This window comes from Bradyrhizobium sp. WYCCWR15520 (assembly GCF_056174665.1).
The window spans coordinates 107,514-124,183 of the sequence record NZ_JBWBWM010000024.1 but is presented as its reverse complement, the minus strand read 5'-3'; the positions used below and the strand labels follow the sequence as shown (position 1 = coordinate 124,183).

At 60.1% G+C, this 16,670-nt stretch carries 14 protein-coding genes and 3 pseudogenes; 15 read left to right on the top strand and 2 right to left on the bottom strand.

Translation table 11 applies throughout. From position 1 onward, the window contains the following. Window positions 1-31: 31 nt before the first annotated feature. Window positions 32-157 (bottom strand): annotated as a pseudogene (locus tag AC0QUY_RS26555) (double zinc ribbon domain-containing protein); the annotation flags it as partial. Window positions 158-1,138: 981 nt separating this feature from the next. Here AC0QUY_RS26555 and AC0QUY_RS26550 point away from each other — a divergent pair. The 13 genes and pseudogenes from AC0QUY_RS26550 (at window position 1,139) to AC0QUY_RS26490 (ending at window position 13,150) form a co-directional block, all read left to right on the top strand. Further along, window positions 1,139-3,142 carry a conjugal transfer protein TraG gene (locus AC0QUY_RS26550; RefSeq protein WP_475389161.1) on the top strand — a complete coding sequence of 668 codons (2,004 nt, stop codon included), beginning with the start codon at window positions 1,139-1,141 and terminating at the stop codon, window positions 3,140-3,142. A gap of 9 nt (window positions 3,143-3,151) precedes the next feature. After that, window positions 3,152-3,586 carry a CopG family transcriptional regulator gene (locus AC0QUY_RS26545; protein ID WP_475389160.1) on the top strand — a complete coding sequence of 145 codons (435 nt, stop codon included), beginning with the start codon at window positions 3,152-3,154 and terminating at the stop codon, window positions 3,584-3,586. 180 nt (window positions 3,587-3,766) lie between these two features. Next, window positions 3,767-4,687: a P-type conjugative transfer ATPase TrbB gene (gene trbB / locus AC0QUY_RS26540; protein WP_475389158.1), complete on the top strand. Its 921-nt coding sequence runs from the start codon at window positions 3,767-3,769 to the stop codon at window positions 4,685-4,687. A 23-nt stretch (window positions 4,688-4,710) separates the two neighbouring features. Beyond that, the gene (locus AC0QUY_RS26535) at window positions 4,711-5,007 is read left to right on the top strand and encodes a TrbC/VirB2 family type IV secretion system protein (RefSeq protein ID WP_475389180.1); all 297 of its coding nucleotides are present in this window, start codon (window positions 4,711-4,713) and stop codon (window positions 5,005-5,007) included. Continuing rightward, on the top strand, window positions 5,007-5,270 hold the full coding sequence (locus tag AC0QUY_RS26530) for a VirB3 family type IV secretion system protein (protein WP_475389157.1): 264 nt from the start codon (window positions 5,007-5,009) through the stop codon (window positions 5,268-5,270). The genes AC0QUY_RS26535 and AC0QUY_RS26530 overlap by 1 nt, the downstream gene beginning before the upstream one ends. A 7-nt stretch (window positions 5,271-5,277) precedes the next feature. Then, window positions 5,278-7,719 (top strand): conjugal transfer protein TrbE, encoded by a 2,442-nt coding sequence (trbE, locus tag AC0QUY_RS26525; RefSeq protein ID WP_475389156.1) that lies wholly within the window; start codon window positions 5,278-5,280, stop codon window positions 7,717-7,719. Further along, window positions 7,716-8,452, top strand: a pseudogene (trbJ, locus tag AC0QUY_RS26520) (P-type conjugative transfer protein TrbJ). The gene trbE and the pseudogene trbJ overlap by 4 nt, the downstream one beginning before the upstream one ends. Then, window positions 8,449-8,835 (top strand): putative entry exclusion protein TrbK-alt, encoded by a 387-nt coding sequence (trbK-alt, locus tag AC0QUY_RS26515; protein ID WP_475389155.1) that lies wholly within the window; start codon window positions 8,449-8,451, stop codon window positions 8,833-8,835. Before trbJ ends, trbK-alt begins: the two are co-directional and overlap by 4 nt. A gap of 5 nt (window positions 8,836-8,840) precedes the next feature. Then, window positions 8,841-10,070: a P-type conjugative transfer protein TrbL gene (trbL, locus tag AC0QUY_RS26510; protein WP_475389179.1), complete on the top strand. Its 1,230-nt coding sequence runs from the start codon at window positions 8,841-8,843 to the stop codon at window positions 10,068-10,070. After that, window positions 10,070-10,753, top strand: a complete 684-nt coding sequence (trbF, locus tag AC0QUY_RS26505; RefSeq protein WP_475389154.1) for a conjugal transfer protein TrbF — start codon at window positions 10,070-10,072, stop codon at window positions 10,751-10,753. The genes trbL and trbF overlap by 1 nt, the downstream gene beginning before the upstream one ends. Window positions 10,754-10,761: 8 nt before the next feature. Continuing rightward, window positions 10,762-11,733: a P-type conjugative transfer protein TrbG gene (gene trbG / locus AC0QUY_RS26500; protein WP_475389177.1), complete on the top strand. Its 972-nt coding sequence runs from the start codon at window positions 10,762-10,764 to the stop codon at window positions 11,731-11,733. Further along, window positions 11,733-12,902 carry a TraB/TrbI/VirB10 family type IV secretion system protein gene (locus AC0QUY_RS26495; RefSeq protein ID WP_475389153.1) on the top strand — a complete coding sequence of 390 codons (1,170 nt, stop codon included), beginning with the start codon at window positions 11,733-11,735 and terminating at the stop codon, window positions 12,900-12,902. The genes trbG and AC0QUY_RS26495 overlap by 1 nt, the downstream gene beginning before the upstream one ends. 8 nt (window positions 12,903-12,910) lie before the next feature. Beyond that, the gene (locus AC0QUY_RS26490) at window positions 12,911-13,150 is read left to right on the top strand and encodes a DUF2274 domain-containing protein (protein WP_475389152.1); all 240 of its coding nucleotides are present in this window, start codon (window positions 12,911-12,913) and stop codon (window positions 13,148-13,150) included. On the opposite strand, the gene AC0QUY_RS26485 is transcribed toward AC0QUY_RS26490, so the two are convergent. Then, window positions 13,126-14,082, bottom strand: coding sequence for a LysR family transcriptional regulator (locus AC0QUY_RS26485; protein WP_475389151.1), 957 nt, complete (start codon window positions 14,080-14,082; stop codon window positions 13,126-13,128). The genes AC0QUY_RS26490 and AC0QUY_RS26485 overlap by 25 nt on opposite strands. A 232-nt stretch (window positions 14,083-14,314) precedes the next feature. Between AC0QUY_RS26485 and AC0QUY_RS26480 the strand changes: the two are divergent. After that, window positions 14,315-15,117, top strand: a pseudogene (locus AC0QUY_RS26480) (transglutaminase-like domain-containing protein). Window positions 15,118-15,535: 418 nt separating this feature from the next. Next, entirely contained in the window at window positions 15,536-16,612 is a 1,077-nt protein-coding gene (locus AC0QUY_RS26475; RefSeq protein WP_475389150.1) for a sensor histidine kinase, read from the top strand. Window positions 16,613-16,670: the final 58 nt, after the last annotated feature.

Sequence of the window (16,670 nt, the reverse complement as noted above, 5' to 3'; positions counted from 1 at the left end):
CCGTCTCCGTGAGCGCTGCGCCGCAGTCGCCGCAGAACCTTTTACCTGACGGGTTGTCGGCTTCGCACGCAGCGCAGCGCACGAATAGCGGCGCGCCGCAATCGCCGCAAACCTTGTTACCCTTTGGGTTGACTCTGCCGCAGCTCGGGCAATCCATGTCGCACCCGATCTAATTGCTGATCTACCTGAGCTCTCATCGGTTTCCCCTCTAAGAGCCGACCTTCAGAGCGCGACATTGCTCCTTGGTTCCGGCAGTTCCGGGCGAATGCAAGTGGGAAGCTTCTTGGTTGCTGCATTTGCCATTTCGAACGCAGCTGCGACTCGCGCGATCATGAGCAGTTTGTGCATGGCAAGCTCCCTAGAAAACAGGGACATTCGCACCACGACTTTCAGCAACAATCTTAGTCCAATCCGATCGCATCAAATGTGTTCCGGCTCACATCGTTCGGTTTGTACGCTCCTCGCAGCCTTAGGCTTCAACTTGCATGACCTCCAACCGAGCATCGTGCTGCTCAAGCGAGCACAGAGACAACGTGCGGTATGTCGAGGCATGAACGTCCAGAGAGGACTGGCGTCGATAAACGGGCGTCGGCAGACGAACCGAACACCTCAACGGTCAGACGGTCAGCAAATCAATCGACGTCGGTGATAAATGAATAAGACAAGTCGAGCCCAATGTAGCCCAATGTCTTGTGTGGGATCATATGCGGCGGTGTAGGCCGGCGCGGATCGATGTCCGGTCTGCCGCTGACAGCCGACATGACAACGGCTTAAGCGTTGTTCAGCTTAGGGCCAGGAGCAGTCTATGTCCTATAAACTTTTCCGTTCCGGTCGTGCTCCAAACTTCCAATTCTTTGCAAGGGCCATACGCAATCTCGATGCGAAGAGTGGGGTGGGCAGCCATTGAGAGCTTAAAGTGAACATATATCTTGTTGAGAGATATCGCCAAATGGCGCTTCCAGTGCGGAATTTCCCTTCGACTTATACTCAAACAAGCCGCGGCAACAACCAGCGCGATTATCGCAACAGCAATACCGGATGGCTTTAGAGATCAATTTGCTCGCCTGGATGTCCGAAAATACTCGCGCTCGGCAGGATGGCTTGCCTGCGGTTTACGCAGGCATTTTAATTCCGTGCCATGTCCGCAACCAGAATACTTTGGGGCCAGATCGCCTTCGTCCTGGCCATCGTACTGATCACGACGTGGGCCGCGACGCAGTGGACGGCGTGGCGGCTCGGCTATCAGCCCCAACTCGGCCACCCCTGGTTTGAACTCGCGCCGGGCATTCCCATTTATCTTCCTCCGGCCTTCTTCTGGTGGTGGTATGCCTACGATGCCTATGCGCCTGAAGTGTTCGTCGAAGGGGCATGCGTCGCTGCGTCGGGCGGGATCCTCTCTATCATAGCCGCACTTGCGATGTCGGTGTGGCGGGCTCGGGAGGCGGAGACAGCGGCCACATACGGTTCTGCACGTTGGGCGAACCAGCTTGATATTCGAGGCGCCGGCCTCGCCGGGGCAGACGGCGCGATCCTCGGGCGTATCGAGGGACAATACCTGCGACACGACGGACCGGAGCACGTGCTGTGCTTCGCGCCGACCAGATCCGGAAAGGGTGTCGGCCTCGTTGTCCCGACGCTTCTAACCTGGCCGGGAAGTTGCATCGTCCATGACATCAAGGGTGAAAACTGGACTCTGACGTCAGGCTTTCGCGCCCAACACGGCCGGGTGCTGTTGTTCGATCCAACCAATTCAGGGAGTGCGGCCTACAATCCTCTTTTGGAAGTAAGACGGGGAGAATGGGAGGTTCGCGACGTTCAAAATGTCGCCGACGTGCTCGTCGATCCTGAGGGGTCACTGGAACGGCGGAACCACTGGGAAAAGACCAGCCACGCCTTGCTCGTTGGAGCCATCCTTCACGTCCTTTACGCGGAGCAGGACAAGACGCTTGCCGGGGTCGCGAGCTTTCTGTCCGACCCGAAACGTCCGATCGAAGCCACGCTTCGCGCAATGATGACGACGCAGCATCTTGGCGAAGCCGGCACACATCCGGTCATCGCTTCCGCGGCGAGGGAGTTGCTGAACAAGAGCGAGAACGAGCGATCAGGCGTGCTATCCACCGCGATGTCGTTCCTTGGGCTCTATCGCGATCCCGTCGTTGCCCAGGTAACACGCCGGTGCGACTGGCGCATTCGGGATCTCATTGAGAACGAACGGCCAACGACGCTCTATCTCGTTGTGCCTCCGTCTGACATCAGTCGCACCAAGCCGCTGGTACGATTGGTCCTCAACCAGATCGGACGCCGCCTGACCGAAGACCTCCAGGCCAAGGGCCGCCGGCATCGACTGCTGTTCATGCTCGATGAGTTTCCGGCGCTGGGACGGCTCGATTTCTTCGAGTCGGCGCTTGCCTTCATGGCGGGCTATGGCCTCAAGAGCTTTCTCATTGCCCAATCTCTCAATCAGATCGAAAAGGCCTATGGGCCGAACAACGCCATCCTTGACAATTGTCATGTGCGCGTTTCCTTCGCGACCAACGACGAGCGCACCGCCAAGCGAGTGTCGGACGCGCTCGGGACTGCAACTGAGCTGCGGGCAATGAAGAATTACGCCGGCCATAGGCTAAGCCCCTGGCTCGGCCATCTCATGGTCTCGCGGCAGGAGACCGCGCGGCCGTTACTGACGCCGGGCGAGGTGATGCAGCTTCCATTCGAGGACGAGTTGGTGCTGGTGTCCGGCGTGCCACCGATCCGCGGCAGGAAGGCGAGGTATTTTGAGGATCCACGCCTGGCCGAACGCGTACTGCCACCGCCGGAACGAAACACCTTTGACTGCGACGGAGGTGCGCCAACGGACGATTGGAGCCAGCTGCCATCCCTGTCGAATAGAACTCTGCCCACAGCGCAAGCCGCGTCGGGTGCCCAGCGATCTGCCGATGATCCCGCAAATTCGGGCATTCGGCGGGAACCGGAGCTTCCGGAGCACGAAGAGATCGCGTCCGAAATTTCAAAATCTCCGCCAGAGTTCGACTTCACGGAAGACGAGGACGACGGTGGCGCGATTAAGGCTCGCCTGCTGCGCACGAACGTCTCCAGCCTTGCACGCCAAGCCACAATGGACCCGGACGATGGCGTGGAGCTCTAGGATGAGATGATGCGGACCAAACATACGTTTCGCTTGCCTCCTGACCTCGCGGGCAAGCTTGCCGACCACGCCAACCGTAAGCGGGTGCCGCAGGCGCTTGTCGTAGAAACCGCGCTGGCTTCGTTCTTGTCGCCCGACAATTCCGAGCGGATGGAGGCAGCGCTCGGTCGTCGTCTTGACCGGCTGACCCGTCAGGTAGAGCGGCTTGAGCGTCACATCACGATCTCGAATGAGGCGCTGGCCTTGTTCGTACGGTTCTGGCTGACGGCAACACCGCCGCTGCCCGACACGGCGCAGTCCGCGGCACAAACCAAGGGACGGGAGCGGTATGAAGGTTTTGTCGAAGCGCTCGGGCGCCGGCTGGCCAGGGGCCAGACCTTGGCCCAGGAGATCTCGCTCGATATCGATCCCGCCATGGCATCGCCAACCGCTCCCCATGAGTGAGTCCGCCGTCTTCTTCTTTTGCTACGCCAGGGCGCGCCAGCAGATCTGACCTTGTTGCGCGAGAACGCGGCCTGCCTTTTCTACTGATCCCCGCCGCCCGGCTCCGTAGTCTCGGCGGCCTTGGGGGCAAGCGTGGCGCTGCAATCCATAAAATCCGAGATGGTATCGCGGGGCGCACGCATGCTGCGCACCGCGCTCGGGCCGGCGATCGCGGCCTGGCTCGAAGACCCCGTCGTAGTTGAGGTGATGCTCAATCCCGATGGTCGGCTCTGGGTCGATCGGCTATCGGGCGGCCTGGCGGATACCGGCGATCGCCTCGCCGCGGCCGACGGCGAACGCATCGTGCGGCTCGTGGCCCATCACGTCGGCGCCGAGGTGCATCCGGCAAGTCCGCGGGTTTCGGCTGAGCTGCCGGAGACGGGGGAGCGCTTCGAGGGGCTGCTGCCGCCGGTAGTGACCGCACCGGTCTTCGCCATTCGCAAGCCGGCGGTCGCCGTCTTCACCCTCGACGATTATGTCGCTGCCAGCATTGTGGCGGGCTTTCAAGCTGAGGCTCTCCGCGAAGCGGTTCGAGAGCGCCGTAACATTTTGGTGGCGGGCGGCACCTCGACCGGTAAGACCACGCTGACCAATGCTCTCTTGGCCGAAGTCGCCAAGACGACCGACCGCGTGGTGCTGATCGAAGATACGCGCGAACTCCAGTGCAGATCGCCGAATCTCGTGGCGTTGCGCACCAAGGACGGCGTTGCCTCGTTGTCCGACCTCGTGCGCTCCTCGCTGCGGCTGCGTCCCGACCGGATTCCGATCGGAGAGGTGCGTGGGGCAGAGGCGCTCGATCTTCTCAAGGCCTGGGGCACCGGCCATCCCGGAGGTATCGGCACGATCCATGCCGGCACGGCCCTCGGTGCGCTGCGCCGTCTCGAACAACTTATCCAAGAAGCCGTCGTTACCGTGCCGCGCGCGCTGATCGCGGAAACCATCGACGTGATCGCCGTTCTCTCCGGCCGTGGTGCAGACCGACGGCTGACAGAACTTGCGCGCGTCGATGGCCTGACGCCCGACGGTGACTACCTCGTCACACCCTTAGGAGACCGATCATGAAGAACGTCACATCGCGACGCGTGATGGAAACCGCTGTCGTCACTTTCAGTTCTTCGTTGATCTCCCCCGCGGCCTATGCGGCGGGGTCCAACATGCCGTGGGAGCAGCCGCTCAACCAGATCCTGCAATCGGTCGAAGGACCGGTCGCAAAAATACTGGCTGTGATCATCATTATCGTCACCGGTCTTACGCTCGCGTTTGGCGACACTTCCGGCGGCTTCCGGCGCTTGATCCAGATCGTGTTCGGTCTGTCGATCGCCTTTGCGGCGTCGAGCTTCTTCCTGGCATTTTTCTCGTTCGGCGGCGGAGTGCTCATCTGATGGATGGGCCCATTGAAGGCTTCGCCGTGCCCGTGCATCGCGCTTTGACCGAGCCGATCCTGCTCGGCGGCGCGCCGCGCGCGGTCGCCATCCTCAACGGCACCGTGGCCGCAGCGCTCGGCCTCGGCCTGCGGCTGTGGATCGCCGGTGTTCTGGTCTGGGCGTTCGGCCACGCCGCCGCTGCCTGGGCCGCGAAGCGCGATCCGCTGTTTGTCGAGGTCGCAAGGCGGCATCTGCGCATCCCCATCCATCTGAACGTGTGAGCAGGCAATGATGAATCTTTCCGAATATCGCCGTTCGACCACGCGCCTTGCGGATTTCCTGCCATGGGCCGCACTGGTCGACGAAGGCATCGTTCTTAACAAGGACGGATCGTTTCAAAGGACCGCGCGCTTTCGGGGGCCCGATCTTGATTCTTCCGTTCCAGCGGAGCTTGTTGCGGTTGCCGGCCGCCTCAATAACGCCTTGCGACGACTTGGATCCGGCTGGGCGGTGTTTGTGGAGGCACAGAGATATCCATCAAACGCCTATCCCCCGACTAGCTGTCCGGACGTGGCATCGGCCCTGGTCGATGCCGAGCGTCGAGCCCAATTCGAGGAAGAGGGATCGCATTACGAGTCAGCTTATTTCCTTACCTTCCTGTATCTGCCGCCGGCGGAGGATGCGGCGCGCGCCGAACGCTTCCTCTATGAGGGACGGGAGCACGGGCAGGCCGCCGACGCCCACGAAGCGCTGCGCGGCTTTGCCGACCGGACCGACCGCGTGCTGCAATTGGTCGAAGGGTTCATGCCGGAGTGCCAGTGGCTCGATGACGGCGAGACCCTGACCTACCTGCATGCCTGCGTCTCGACCAGGCTCCACCGCGTCCGTGTCCCCGAGATTCCGATGTATCTCGACACGTTGTTGGCGGATCAGCCGCTGACGGGCGGGCTCGAGCCTATGCTAGGGACTGTGCATCTGCGCGTGCTCACGATTGTCGGGTTCCCGACCGCGACCACGCCGGGGATTTTGGACGATCTCAATCGGCTTGCCTTCCCCTATCGTTGGTCGACCCGGGCGATCATGCTCGACAAGGGAGACGCAACGAAGCTCCTGACCAGGATCAGGCGGCAATGGTTCGCCAAGCGGAAATCCGTTGCCGCAATCCTCAAGGAGGTGATGACTAACGAAGCTTCGTCTCTGATCGACACCGATGCCAATAACAAGGCTATCGATGCCGACGCCGCGTTGCAGGAGCTCGGCTCAGATCTGATTGGAGAAGCGTTTGTCACCGCCACGATCACGGTCTGGGATGATAACCCGCGGACCGCGAATGAACGGTTGCGCCTGGTCGAGAAGGTGATTCAGGGGCGCGACTTCACCTGCATGGTGGAAACCGTCAACGCCGTCGATGCCTGGTTGGGGTCGTTGCCCGGCCACGTCTATGCCAACGTCCGCCAGCCGCCGGTTTCGACCCTGAACATCGCCCATATGATTCCTCTGTCCGCGGTTTGGGCCGGGCCGGCGAGGGACGCGCATCTCGGTGCGCCGCCGCTGTTCTTTGCACGGACGGAGGGATCAACGCCGTTCCGCTTCTCCCTCCACGTCGGGGACGTCGGGCATACGCTGGTGGTCGGCCCGACCGGTGCGGGCAAGTCGGTGCTGCTTGCGCTGATGGCGCTGCAGTTCCGGCGGTATGCGGGCTCCCAGGTCTTTGCCTTCGACTTCGGCGGGTCGATCAGGGCCGCGGCGCTTGCGATGAAGGGCGATTGGCACGATCTCCGCGGCGCGCTGTCCGATAGCGCCGCCGAACCGGTGGCCCTGCAGCCGCTAGCCATGATCGACGATGCGGCCGAGCGCGGCTGGGCCGCGGAATGGATCGCAGCCATTCTCGCCCGCGAAACGATCGATATGACGCCTGAAGCCAAGGAGCAGCTTTGGTCGGCGCTGTCTTCGTTGGCTTCGGCGCCCATTGGCGAACGGACGCTGACCGGTTTATCCGTGCTGCTGCAGTCCCAGAACCTGAAAAGGGCCCTTCAACCCTACTGCCTTGGTGGCGCCTTTGGACGGTTGCTCGATGCCGAAGCCGAGCGATTGGGCGCCACTCCGGTTCAGGTGTTTGAAACTGAGGGGCTGATCGGCACCGGCGTCGCGCCGGCGGTCCTATCCTATCTGTTTCATAGGATCGAGGGGCAGCTCGACGGCAGGCCGACGCTACTCATTATCGACGAAGGTTGGCTCGCGCTCGATGACGAAGGGTTTGCCGGCCAGATCCGCGAATGGTTGAAGACGCTGCGCAAGAAGAATGCCTCCGTCATCTTCGCCACCCAGTCGCTCTCGGATATCGACGGCTCCGCGATTGCACCTGCCATCATCGAGAGTTGCCCGACGCGGCTGTTCCTACCGAACGAGCGGGCAATCGAGCCGCGAATCACGGCTATCTATCGGCGCTTCGGTCTCAACGACCGGCAAATCGAGATCCTCGCGCGCGCCACGCCTAAACGCGACTACTACTGTCAGTCACGGCGCGGCAATCGCCTGTTCGAGCTGGGCCTTGAGGAATTCGCGCTCGCCTTCACGGCGGCTTCATCAAAGTCCGATCAGGCAATGATTGAGCGCGTGCTAGCCGAACATGGCCGCGACGGTTTTGTCACCGGATGGCTCGCCGCGCGTGGACTGGCTTGGGCGGCCGATCTCATTCCCGGTCTCATCAAGCAAGAAGGTTTGTCATGACGCGTCGCCGTCATCTCTCAGCAGCGAGTGCGCTCGCCATTGCGACCGTATTTGCCGCTTCGCCGACGTCCGCCCAACTGATCGTATTCGATCCCAATAATTACGCACAAAACGTGCTCACGGCCGCACGTGAGCTGCAGCAGATTAACAACCAGGTCACCTCGCTGCAGAACCAGGCGCAGATGCTGATCAACCAGGCCAAGAATCTCGCCAGCCTGCCGTATTCCTCTCTGCAGCAGCTCGAACAGTCGATCCAGCGAACCCAACAGCTTCTCGCCCAGGCCAGCGCATTGCCTACGATATCAAGCAGATCGATCGAGCGTTCTCGACGACCTATGCGCCGGCCTCGACGAACGAAACAGATCAAGCGCTGATGACAAATGCGCAAACACGCTGGCAGAATTCTGTGGCGGGTTTGCAGGATGCTTTGCGTGTTCAGGCGACCGTAGTCGGCAATCTCGACACCCACCGCAAAGAGATGTCGGCCCTCGTCAGCTCAAGCCAGGGCGCAACCGGCGCGCTGCAGGCCAGTCAGGCCGGAAATCAGCTCCTTGGTCTGCAGGCCCAGCAGCTCGCCGACTTGACTGCTGCGGTTGCCGCGCAGGGACGTGCGCAAAATTTCGAAACTGCCCTGCGTACCGTCGCTCAAGATCAGGGCAGGGAGCAGCTTCGTCGCTTTCTCGCACCCGGTCGAGGCTATCAGCCTTCAATAGTTCGGATGTTTCATCAATGAGCGAACGTGGTGGATTCAAGCGGGGGATGTTTGTCACCACGGCAGCGGTCGTCTCCGTGCTGGTTGTCGCGGCCTGCACAATCCAGCTTCGCGGCGCCAGTGACGGTCCACCAGCGGGATCGTCAGCATCCCGCGCAACCAATCCGCTTGGTGCGAAACTCGAACACTGCCGGAAGGTCACCTCCGAGCAGGCGGCCGAACTCCAGGAATGCCGTCTGATTTGGGCAGAGACCCGCCGGCGCTTCCTGGGATCAAAGAAGACGTCATCCGTTACTCCCGCCGATGATCAATCGAGAAGTCCGACGCCGGCGTTGGCGCAGCCCAAGAATCTCGATCGTCTTCCCCAAGGCTGGCCGCCCGTTGCAACACAAGAACGCGAGTGAATTCGATGGGCGGCACCGGCGTCATTGACCGATTTCTGGAAACGTTTACCCGCTATATCGACAGCGGCTTCGGGCTGCTCGGCAGCGAAGTCGGCTTCCTCGCGACCACGCTGGCCGCAATCGATATCACGCTCGCCGCCCTGTTCTGGGCTTGGGGCACGGACGATGACATTATCGCTCGGCTTGTGAAGAAGACGCTGTTTGTCGGCGTCTTCGCTTACCTGATCGGCAACTGGAACAATCTCGCCCGCATCGTTTTTGAAAGTTTTGCCGGTCTCGGTCTCAAGGCCTCTGGCACAGGACTGTCCTCGGCTGAATTCCTGCGCCCGGGCCGGATTGCACAGGTCGGTATCGATGCCGGGCGGCCGATCCTGGACTCGATCTCGGGACTGATGGGCTATGTCAGCTTCTTCGAGAATTTCATCCAGATCGTGGTGCTGCTGTTCGCCTGGGTAGTGGTGCTGCTCGCCTTCTTCATTTTGGCAGTCCAGCTCTTTGTCACCCTGATTGAATTCAAGCTGACGACGCTCGCGGGCTTCGTCCTGATCCCCTTTGGGTTGTTCGGGAAGACGGCCTTCGCCGCCGAACGCGTGCTCGGCAATGTCATCTCGTCAGGCGTCAAGGTCATGGTGCTCGCCGTCATCGTCGGCATCGGCTCGACACTGTTTTCCCAATTTACCGCAGGCTCGAATGGCGCACAGATCAGCATTGAAGATGCCATGGCCCTCGTGCTCGCAGCATTGGCGTTGCTGGCTCTGGGAATCTTTGGGCCCGGCATCGCTAACGGCATCGTGTCCGGTGGCCCACAGCTCGGCGCCGGAGCCGCCGTCGGCGCGGGGTTAGCTGCTGGCGGGGTCGTGATGGCTGGTGCGGGTCTTGCTGCAGGCAGCGCTGGTGCCCTCGCGGGAGCCGCACGTGGAACTGCGGCGCTAGCGGGCAGCGGTGCGTTTCGGGCGAGTGGTGTGTCCGGCACGTCCGCCATGACGAGCCCACTTCGTCGCGCCGCGACAAGTGCTGGTAGTAGCTCGGCATCAACCGACAGTGCTGCGGCCGGTGAAGCCGGCGTGGCCCAGCCCCCTGCGAGCTCTTCTGCGGACACTCAATCCAGATGGGCCAGCCGCATGAAGCGCATGCAGACCATGCGTCAGGGGGCGTCCGCCGCCACTAACGCCATCCGCTCTGCCGATCACAATGGAGGAGGCGCCTCCGTCGATCTCTCCGAAGGAAAGCAGTGATGTTCAAGCGACCATCCGTTCACTATGGCCGCACGCCGGCGCCCATAACGCCCTATCAGAAAGCGGCCCAAGTTTGGGACGACCGCATTGGTTCGGCACGCGTGCAGGCGAGAAACTGGCGGCTGATGGCTTTTGGCTCGCTGATCGTGTCGGCGGGACTCGCATCCGGTCTTGTCTTGCAGTCAACCCAAGGCACCGTTACGCCCTGGGTCGTAGAAGTTGATCGTCTTGGTCAGGCACAGACCGTCAGCCCCGCCAATCCCTTCTATCAGCCGACCGATCCGCAGATCGCCTTCCATTTGGCACGCTTCATCGAAGACGTGCGCGGACTTCCGGCCGACGCCGTCGTGCTGCGTCAGGACTGGCTGCGAGCCTATGACTTTACCACGGACCGCGGCGCTGTGGCTCTCAATAACCATGCTCGGGTCAACGATCCCTTTGCCAATCTCGGTAAGGTGCAGATTGCCGTCGAAATATCGAGCGTCATCCGCGCTTCGCCGGAGAGCTTTCGCGTCGCGTGGATCGAGCGCCGCTATGACAACGGTCAGTTGGCCGCTACCGAGCGCTGGACCACCATTCTTACCATCGTGATCGAAACCCCGCGCGATGCCGATCGTCTGCGCAAGAATCCGCTTGGGGTCTATGTCAATGCCATCAACTGGTCGAAGGAGGTCGGGCAGTGAACGGGCCGATGACCAAAATTGCTAGCTCGCGTCTGGGCGACATCGTGTGTCCGATGTTGCTCGTTTGCGTCGTTACGCTCAGCGGCTGCACCGCTTTCAAACCCCCGCAGATCAGCTACGACGCCGATGCCCCGCCGCCGCATCCCAATCCACCATCATTGGTGGAGGATCGTCCACGGTCACTGCACGTTCCGCCGTCCTGGACCCCAGCCAAGGGAGGTAAGAGAGGAGCGAAGGAGGCCGAAGAGCCGGTTGCCCGGATTGAGACGGCGAATGATGCCGCGCGCGTTGAACCCCGGAAGCAGGGCTACTTCAACGCCGTGCAGGTGTTTCCGTTTAGCCCTGGTGCCCTCTATCAGATTTACGCTGCCCCCGGACAGATTACCGATATTGCGCTCGAGCCCGGTGAGCAGCTCACGGGTTCAGGTCCGGTGTCGGCCGGCGACACCGTGCGCTGGGTTATCGGCGATACCGAAAGCGGAAGTGGCGATACCAGACGCGTCCATATCATGGTCAAGCCGACACGGCCTTCCATCGAGACCAATCTCGTGGTCAACACTGACCGGCGCACCTATCTGATCGAGCTACGATCGCGTGAGAAGCCCTATATGCCTTCGGTGGCCTGGTTCTATCCGGATGATCGGACGGCGCGTGCTCAGGCCGTTCCGCCAACGCCAGTTCTTCCCGACCCCTCTCAGCGGCGCTATCGCTACACCCTCGAGGGTGACAATCCACCCTGGCGGCCGGTCGGTGCCTATGACGATGGCCGCAAGGTCTATGTGGAATTCTCACAAGGAATCGTTCAAGGCGAGATGCCGCCCCTATTTGTCATCGGTCCGGACGGCAAGCCTGAAATCGTCAATTACCGAACCTATCGTAATGTGCTGATCGTCGATCGGCTGTTTGCCGCGGCGGAGCTGCGGCTTGGTGGCGACACTCAGCAAAGGGTCCGGATCATTAGAAGCGACGGGAGGACTTAATGACCGGCACCGAAACGAATGTCGGCAGCCCTCATTCGACCGCGCCGAAGAATTCTTTGCGGCTCCGCCCGGAACGCCCTCCTGTTACGCGTCTATCACGAAAGGTTTTGGCTAGCGGAACGGCATTGGCGCTCCTTCTGGTCTCTGCAGCCGTCCTCTGGGCCTTGCAGAACAATCGTACACGCGTACCTGCATCCGAAGAACTCTACAGTACCGATCACCACAACGTGGCCGATGGCCTGGCCGGACTGCCACGCGACTATACGGGTACTCCGCGCGACGTGCCTCGCCTCGGACCGCCACTGCCTGGCGATCTCGGTCGTCCCATCGTTGCGGCTCAAGCTCAATCAGGACCGCTTGCGGTCGATGCCGAGCAGCAGCGAATGAACCAGGAAAGCGAGGCCGCGCGCATCAGCAAGGTTTTTACGTCAACGAATGTTCGGCCATCCGCGGCAACCACTCCCGCCGAGCCTAGCCCGAATGCCGTGTCATCGCCCGATGAGGCCTATGCTCAGAACGGACAGGATCGCAAGCTCGCCTTCGTCAACGCCTCGATAGATCGCCGGACCACGAGCCCCGATCGTGTGACGAAGCCGGCTTCGCCTTACGTCGTGCAGGCCGGGTCCGTGATTCCCGCGGCGCTCATCACGGGTCTTCGCTCCGATCTGCCGGGGCAGATCATCGCGCAGGTGACCGAACCCATCTTTGATTCGCCGACGGGTCGCTCGCTGCTAATTCCGCAGGGAGCGCGACTCATCGGAATCTACGACAGCCAGATCGCCTACGGCCAGTCGCGCGCCCTCTTGGTCTGGACACGCTTGATTCTGCCGAACGGCCGATCGATCATCCTTGAGCGCCAGCCGGGGGCCGACACAGCGGGATATGCTGGGCTTCAGGACGAGGTCGATCATCATTGGGGCGAGCTATTCAAGGCGGCGCTGCTGTCAACCTTGCTTAGCGTCGGGGCCGAACTCGGCGCTGGCGCCGGCAACGGTGACAGTGCCGTCCTCCAGGCGCTTCGCCGTGGGGCAGGGGACTCTATTAATCAGACCGGCCAAGAGATCGTTCGGCGTAACCTCAGCATGCAGCCTACCCTGACTATTCGACCGGGTTTCCCGGTGCGGGTGATCGTCAATCGCGACTTGGTCCTTGAACCGTACAGAGTGTGAGAGAAGAAATGGCCAAGTTAAAGCTCGGCGCCATTGCCGATGACAAGCCTGTCAAGCTTACTGTGGATTTGCCAGCAAATGTTCATCGGGACCTCGCCGTTTACGCCGACCTGCTCGCCCGTGAGACCGGACAGTCAATAACGGATCCAGCAAAACTGGTCGCGCCGATGCTGGCGCGGTTCATGGCGACCGATCGAGCTTTTGCGAAAGTGCGCCGCAAGAGTCAGCCTGCGCAGGGCAAGGGATAGCGTTCGCTCAACAGTTTGAGAAAATTTGCGAGCGCCGGATTATCGTTATCCTTGCGCCAGTGCGCTGAATAGTGAACTTGGCTCGGCCCTGTGCCGTCACGTACCTCTCGATAGGTGAGGCCAGCAAAATTGACGCCGATGTCGGATTCTGCGACCAGGCTGACACCCAAGCCTATGGTGATGAGGGTCTTGATGATGCCTCTACTAACGTCATGGCGCTCGATTTTGGGACGATCTGCTGTCGAAACGAGCTTGGCCATCAAGAGATCTTCGAGTTCTCGTCCCGGATCATACTGGCTTAGAAGAACCGTCTCATCCCGGAGATCGGTCCAGTAGATCGATTTCCTGGTAGCGAGTTGATGACCCTCTGGCAGGGCAACCAAAATGCGTTCGCTCCACAGCGGCACGACCTTACTTTCAAAAAGAGGCCCCGCATCCGTTGCAATGACAACGTCAATTGCGCCATTGCATAATGCGGTCACCAAGCGCATCCGGGATCTTTCAACCATGCGAAGTTCGACTTGCGGGCACCGCTGCCTGAAATCAACCAACGTCGCCCGCAAGTTGCCGGCGGACAGAGACGTATAAAAACCCACAGCCAGCCTACCGGCCTCTCCGCGGCCGTCGTAGCGCGCGGACGTAACGAGCGCATCCATTTGTTCGAGGATAGATCGCGCCGTTCGGAGGAAGTTTCGTCCAGCCGTCGTCGTACATACGCCGCCACTCGATCGCTCGAACACGGTCACGCCGATGGATTCTTCGAGTTGACGAATGCAACGGCTCAGCGTCGACTGTCGCATAAGCAGGACCTCGGCAGCCCGGCGAAAGCTTCCGTATTCCGCGGAAATTACGGCGTATCGGAGTTGCTGGAGGGCGACGGTCGACGATTGATTGCGAAGAGACAGGTACTTGTATTCTGGTTCGTTGATCATTCTCGATCGTCTGATGCTTTTTAAAAGGCAACAGCACCGACAAAATACCCAGAATTGGGTGATTTTCAGCGGCTGGTTGTGTTCTTTCTTGGGCGTTGTCATTTGGCGCCGTGGTGCCGGCCTCTAGTGCTGGGGGACGTTGGGGCCCGCGCGTTCCTGCGTCCATGAGCATACCGTAAGCATCACGGTGCGGAAGCCAACGAGCCGATTTAATTGCGATTGGAGGACTCAGGTGAAGATTCGGGTCGGCTATGAAATAATCTACGACTTTCCGCAGCCCACACCCATGATCATGGTACTGGGTGCACATTTTACTCGCGCTTCGGATGTTATCGTACCCGATTATCTAACAACTGACCCCTCAGTTGCGATCGTCCCATACCGTGATGGCTTCGGTAATTGGTGCAGCCGCATCGTTGCTCCAACTGGTCGGATACGCCTGGCGGCTGACGGCATAATTCGCGACACAGGCTTGCCGGACATCATTGCGCCCTCGGCTTCCCAACACGCGGTCCAGGACTTGCCGGCAGAGACGATCGTATATCTCCTTGGCAGTCGCTATTGCGAAACCGACCAGCTGTCCGATGTCGCCTGGAAGCTCTTTGAGAAGGAGCCGCCCGGATGGAGGCGCATTCAGGCGGTCTGCGATTTTGTTCACAATCATATTCAATTTGGCTATGAGCACGCGCGTGCAACCAAGACGGCACGGGATGTGTTCAACGAGGCAAGGGCGTTTGTCGCGACTACCTGGCCATTACATTCTGCCGCTGCATGAACGTTCCGGCAAGATACTGCACCGGCTATCTAGGCGACATCGGCATGCCACCGCCATTCGCCCCAGGCGATTTCGCTGGTTGGTTCGAAGCCTACATTGGCGGGCGTTGGTACACGTTCGATCCGCGTAACAACATCCCACGAATTGGACGTATACTGATTGCTCAAGGGCGTGACGCTGCTGACGTCCCGATTACCCAGACGTTTGGACCCAATACCCCGGTCAGTTTTAAGGTGTGGACCGATGAGATCACGTCCTAGCGCCCCGTCGCTCGATTTCTGCTGGAGCTGGTGCAGTACTGCCCATCAAAGAGCCAGTTGATCTGAATCAAAACGTCCCTTGCGCAATTTAACTACGGTATCGCACATACCGCAAAGGTGATCTCTGCCTCGTAAGGTATCCGCGGGGAGTGCCATGAAGAAGCGGTGCCGCTTTAAGCAGACAAAGTCCCTCGACGAGCGCCTTGCCGAAGAGGAAGCGGTTGCGTGAGGCAGCCAAAATGGCTTCCGACAGGCGCGAAGCGCCAGGAACTGATACGTAAAGCCCGGCAGGCCGAAATCGGCCTGAACATAAGCGAATGGCTACGAAGACCGGGTCTCCAGCCGGCGGATTAGCCCTCCTACTTGGCCCCGGGGTGGAATACCGGGTTCACCACGACTGTTGCTTTTGGAGTAGACCATGAGTGACGCACCCACGTCTCGGCAACAAACTTTAGTTCAAGCAGCGGCATTTCAACGGCCCCAAGATTGCCCACGCGCATTTTGCATTGCGATTGAGGCGGGGCAGAAGGAAATCGAAAGGCTAAATCACACAGAAGCCCAATTACGAGACGCTCTCGCGCGCGAACAAGTGCTGTTAGATCAGAAAGAGGAATTAATTAAGCACAAAGATCTTATGGGCCGTGAGTCTGACCATAGACTGATGAATGGCCTTCAAATGGTTGCAAGCTTGCTTTCATTGCAAAGCCGTGAAACGCGGAACGCGAAGGCAGCCGAGCAATTAAAAATCGCCGCAAATCGCGTCGCCACAATAGGCAGCGTACATAAACGTCTTCACGCTCTTGATCACGTCGGAAGTGTCGAGCTTAAAAACTATCTTGAGAACCTCTGCCACGACCTGAGCGGGATCCTTCCGGGCGAGCATCGCGAGCGTAATCTTACAGTTGAAGGGATTGCGCTGGAAGTGCCGACCACGATCGGAGTACCGCTGGGATACATTGTCAGTGAGCTTGTTACGAACTCCGCCAAACATGCCCATGGAAAGATTACAATAAGGCTGGGCATGAATGCGGGAGGCTACGAACTTTCGGTCTCTGACGATGGTCCCGGCTTTCCGAGAGGGTTTGATCCAACGAAATCGAACGGTCTCGGGATGAAGATCGTTTCATCTCTGGTCAATCAAATTGGTGGTCAGGCGATTTGGGGCGCAAATCATCCTGGGCAAGGCGCGCGTTTCACCGTGCGGTTCGCGCTCGACCCGCGCGCAACCGGGGCGGCTAAGATTCCTGTTCCGGAACGCGTATCATCTGGCTTGGGTGGTAAAGAGATGACTGGATCTCTAAACACGCGGCCTATGTGTCCGGTATGTAAGCACCGGATGGCGTTGGCGCGCATATCTCCGGGCAAACGTGGATTCGAGGAGCGCACTTTTGAATGCTCGACATGCGAACGCACAGAAGTTGTATCTTTCGCCGTGGATCCAATGAAGACGGATGCGGTCGGCTGGCGGGCAGGCGAGGTAAAGCCGCCGCACTAATTTGGCAGCTTCGTGTTTTCACTGCCACTGGCCTGGTTCATCGCTCCCATGATGATGA

Bases quoted from the DNA above. Each gene is read 5' to 3' on its own strand.
- AC0QUY_RS26545 (WP_475389160.1), top strand. From the start codon at position 3,152: ATGCGGACCAAACATACGTTTCGCTTGCCTCCTGACCTCGCGGGCAAG.
- trbE (WP_475389156.1), top strand. From the start codon at position 5,278: ATGATGAATCTTTCCGAATATCGCCGTTCGACCACGCGCCTTGCGGAT.
- trbB (WP_475389158.1), top strand. From the start codon at position 3,767: ATGCTGCGCACCGCGCTCGGGCCGGCGATCGCGGCCTGGCTCGAAGAC.
- AC0QUY_RS26475 (WP_475389150.1), top strand. From the start codon at position 15,536: ATGAGTGACGCACCCACGTCTCGGCAACAAACTTTAGTTCAAGCAGCG.
- AC0QUY_RS26490 (WP_475389152.1), top strand. From the start codon at position 12,911: ATGGCCAAGTTAAAGCTCGGCGCCATTGCCGATGACAAGCCTGTCAAG.
- AC0QUY_RS26530 (WP_475389157.1), top strand. From the start codon at position 5,007: ATGGATGGGCCCATTGAAGGCTTCGCCGTGCCCGTGCATCGCGCTTTG.
- AC0QUY_RS26495 (WP_475389153.1), top strand. From the start codon at position 11,733: ATGACCGGCACCGAAACGAATGTCGGCAGCCCTCATTCGACCGCGCCG.
- AC0QUY_RS26550 (WP_475389161.1), top strand. From the start codon at position 1,139: ATGTCCGCAACCAGAATACTTTGGGGCCAGATCGCCTTCGTCCTGGCC.
- trbF (WP_475389154.1), top strand. From the start codon at position 10,070: ATGTTCAAGCGACCATCCGTTCACTATGGCCGCACGCCGGCGCCCATA.
- trbL (WP_475389179.1), top strand. From the start codon at position 8,841: ATGGGCGGCACCGGCGTCATTGACCGATTTCTGGAAACGTTTACCCGC.
- trbK-alt (WP_475389155.1), top strand. From the start codon at position 8,449: ATGAGCGAACGTGGTGGATTCAAGCGGGGGATGTTTGTCACCACGGCA.
- AC0QUY_RS26485 (WP_475389151.1), bottom strand. From the start codon at position 14,082: ATGATCAACGAACCAGAATACAAGTACCTGTCTCTTCGCAATCAATCG.
- AC0QUY_RS26535 (WP_475389180.1), top strand. From the start codon at position 4,711: ATGGAAACCGCTGTCGTCACTTTCAGTTCTTCGTTGATCTCCCCCGCG.
- trbG (WP_475389177.1), top strand. From the start codon at position 10,762: ATGACCAAAATTGCTAGCTCGCGTCTGGGCGACATCGTGTGTCCGATG.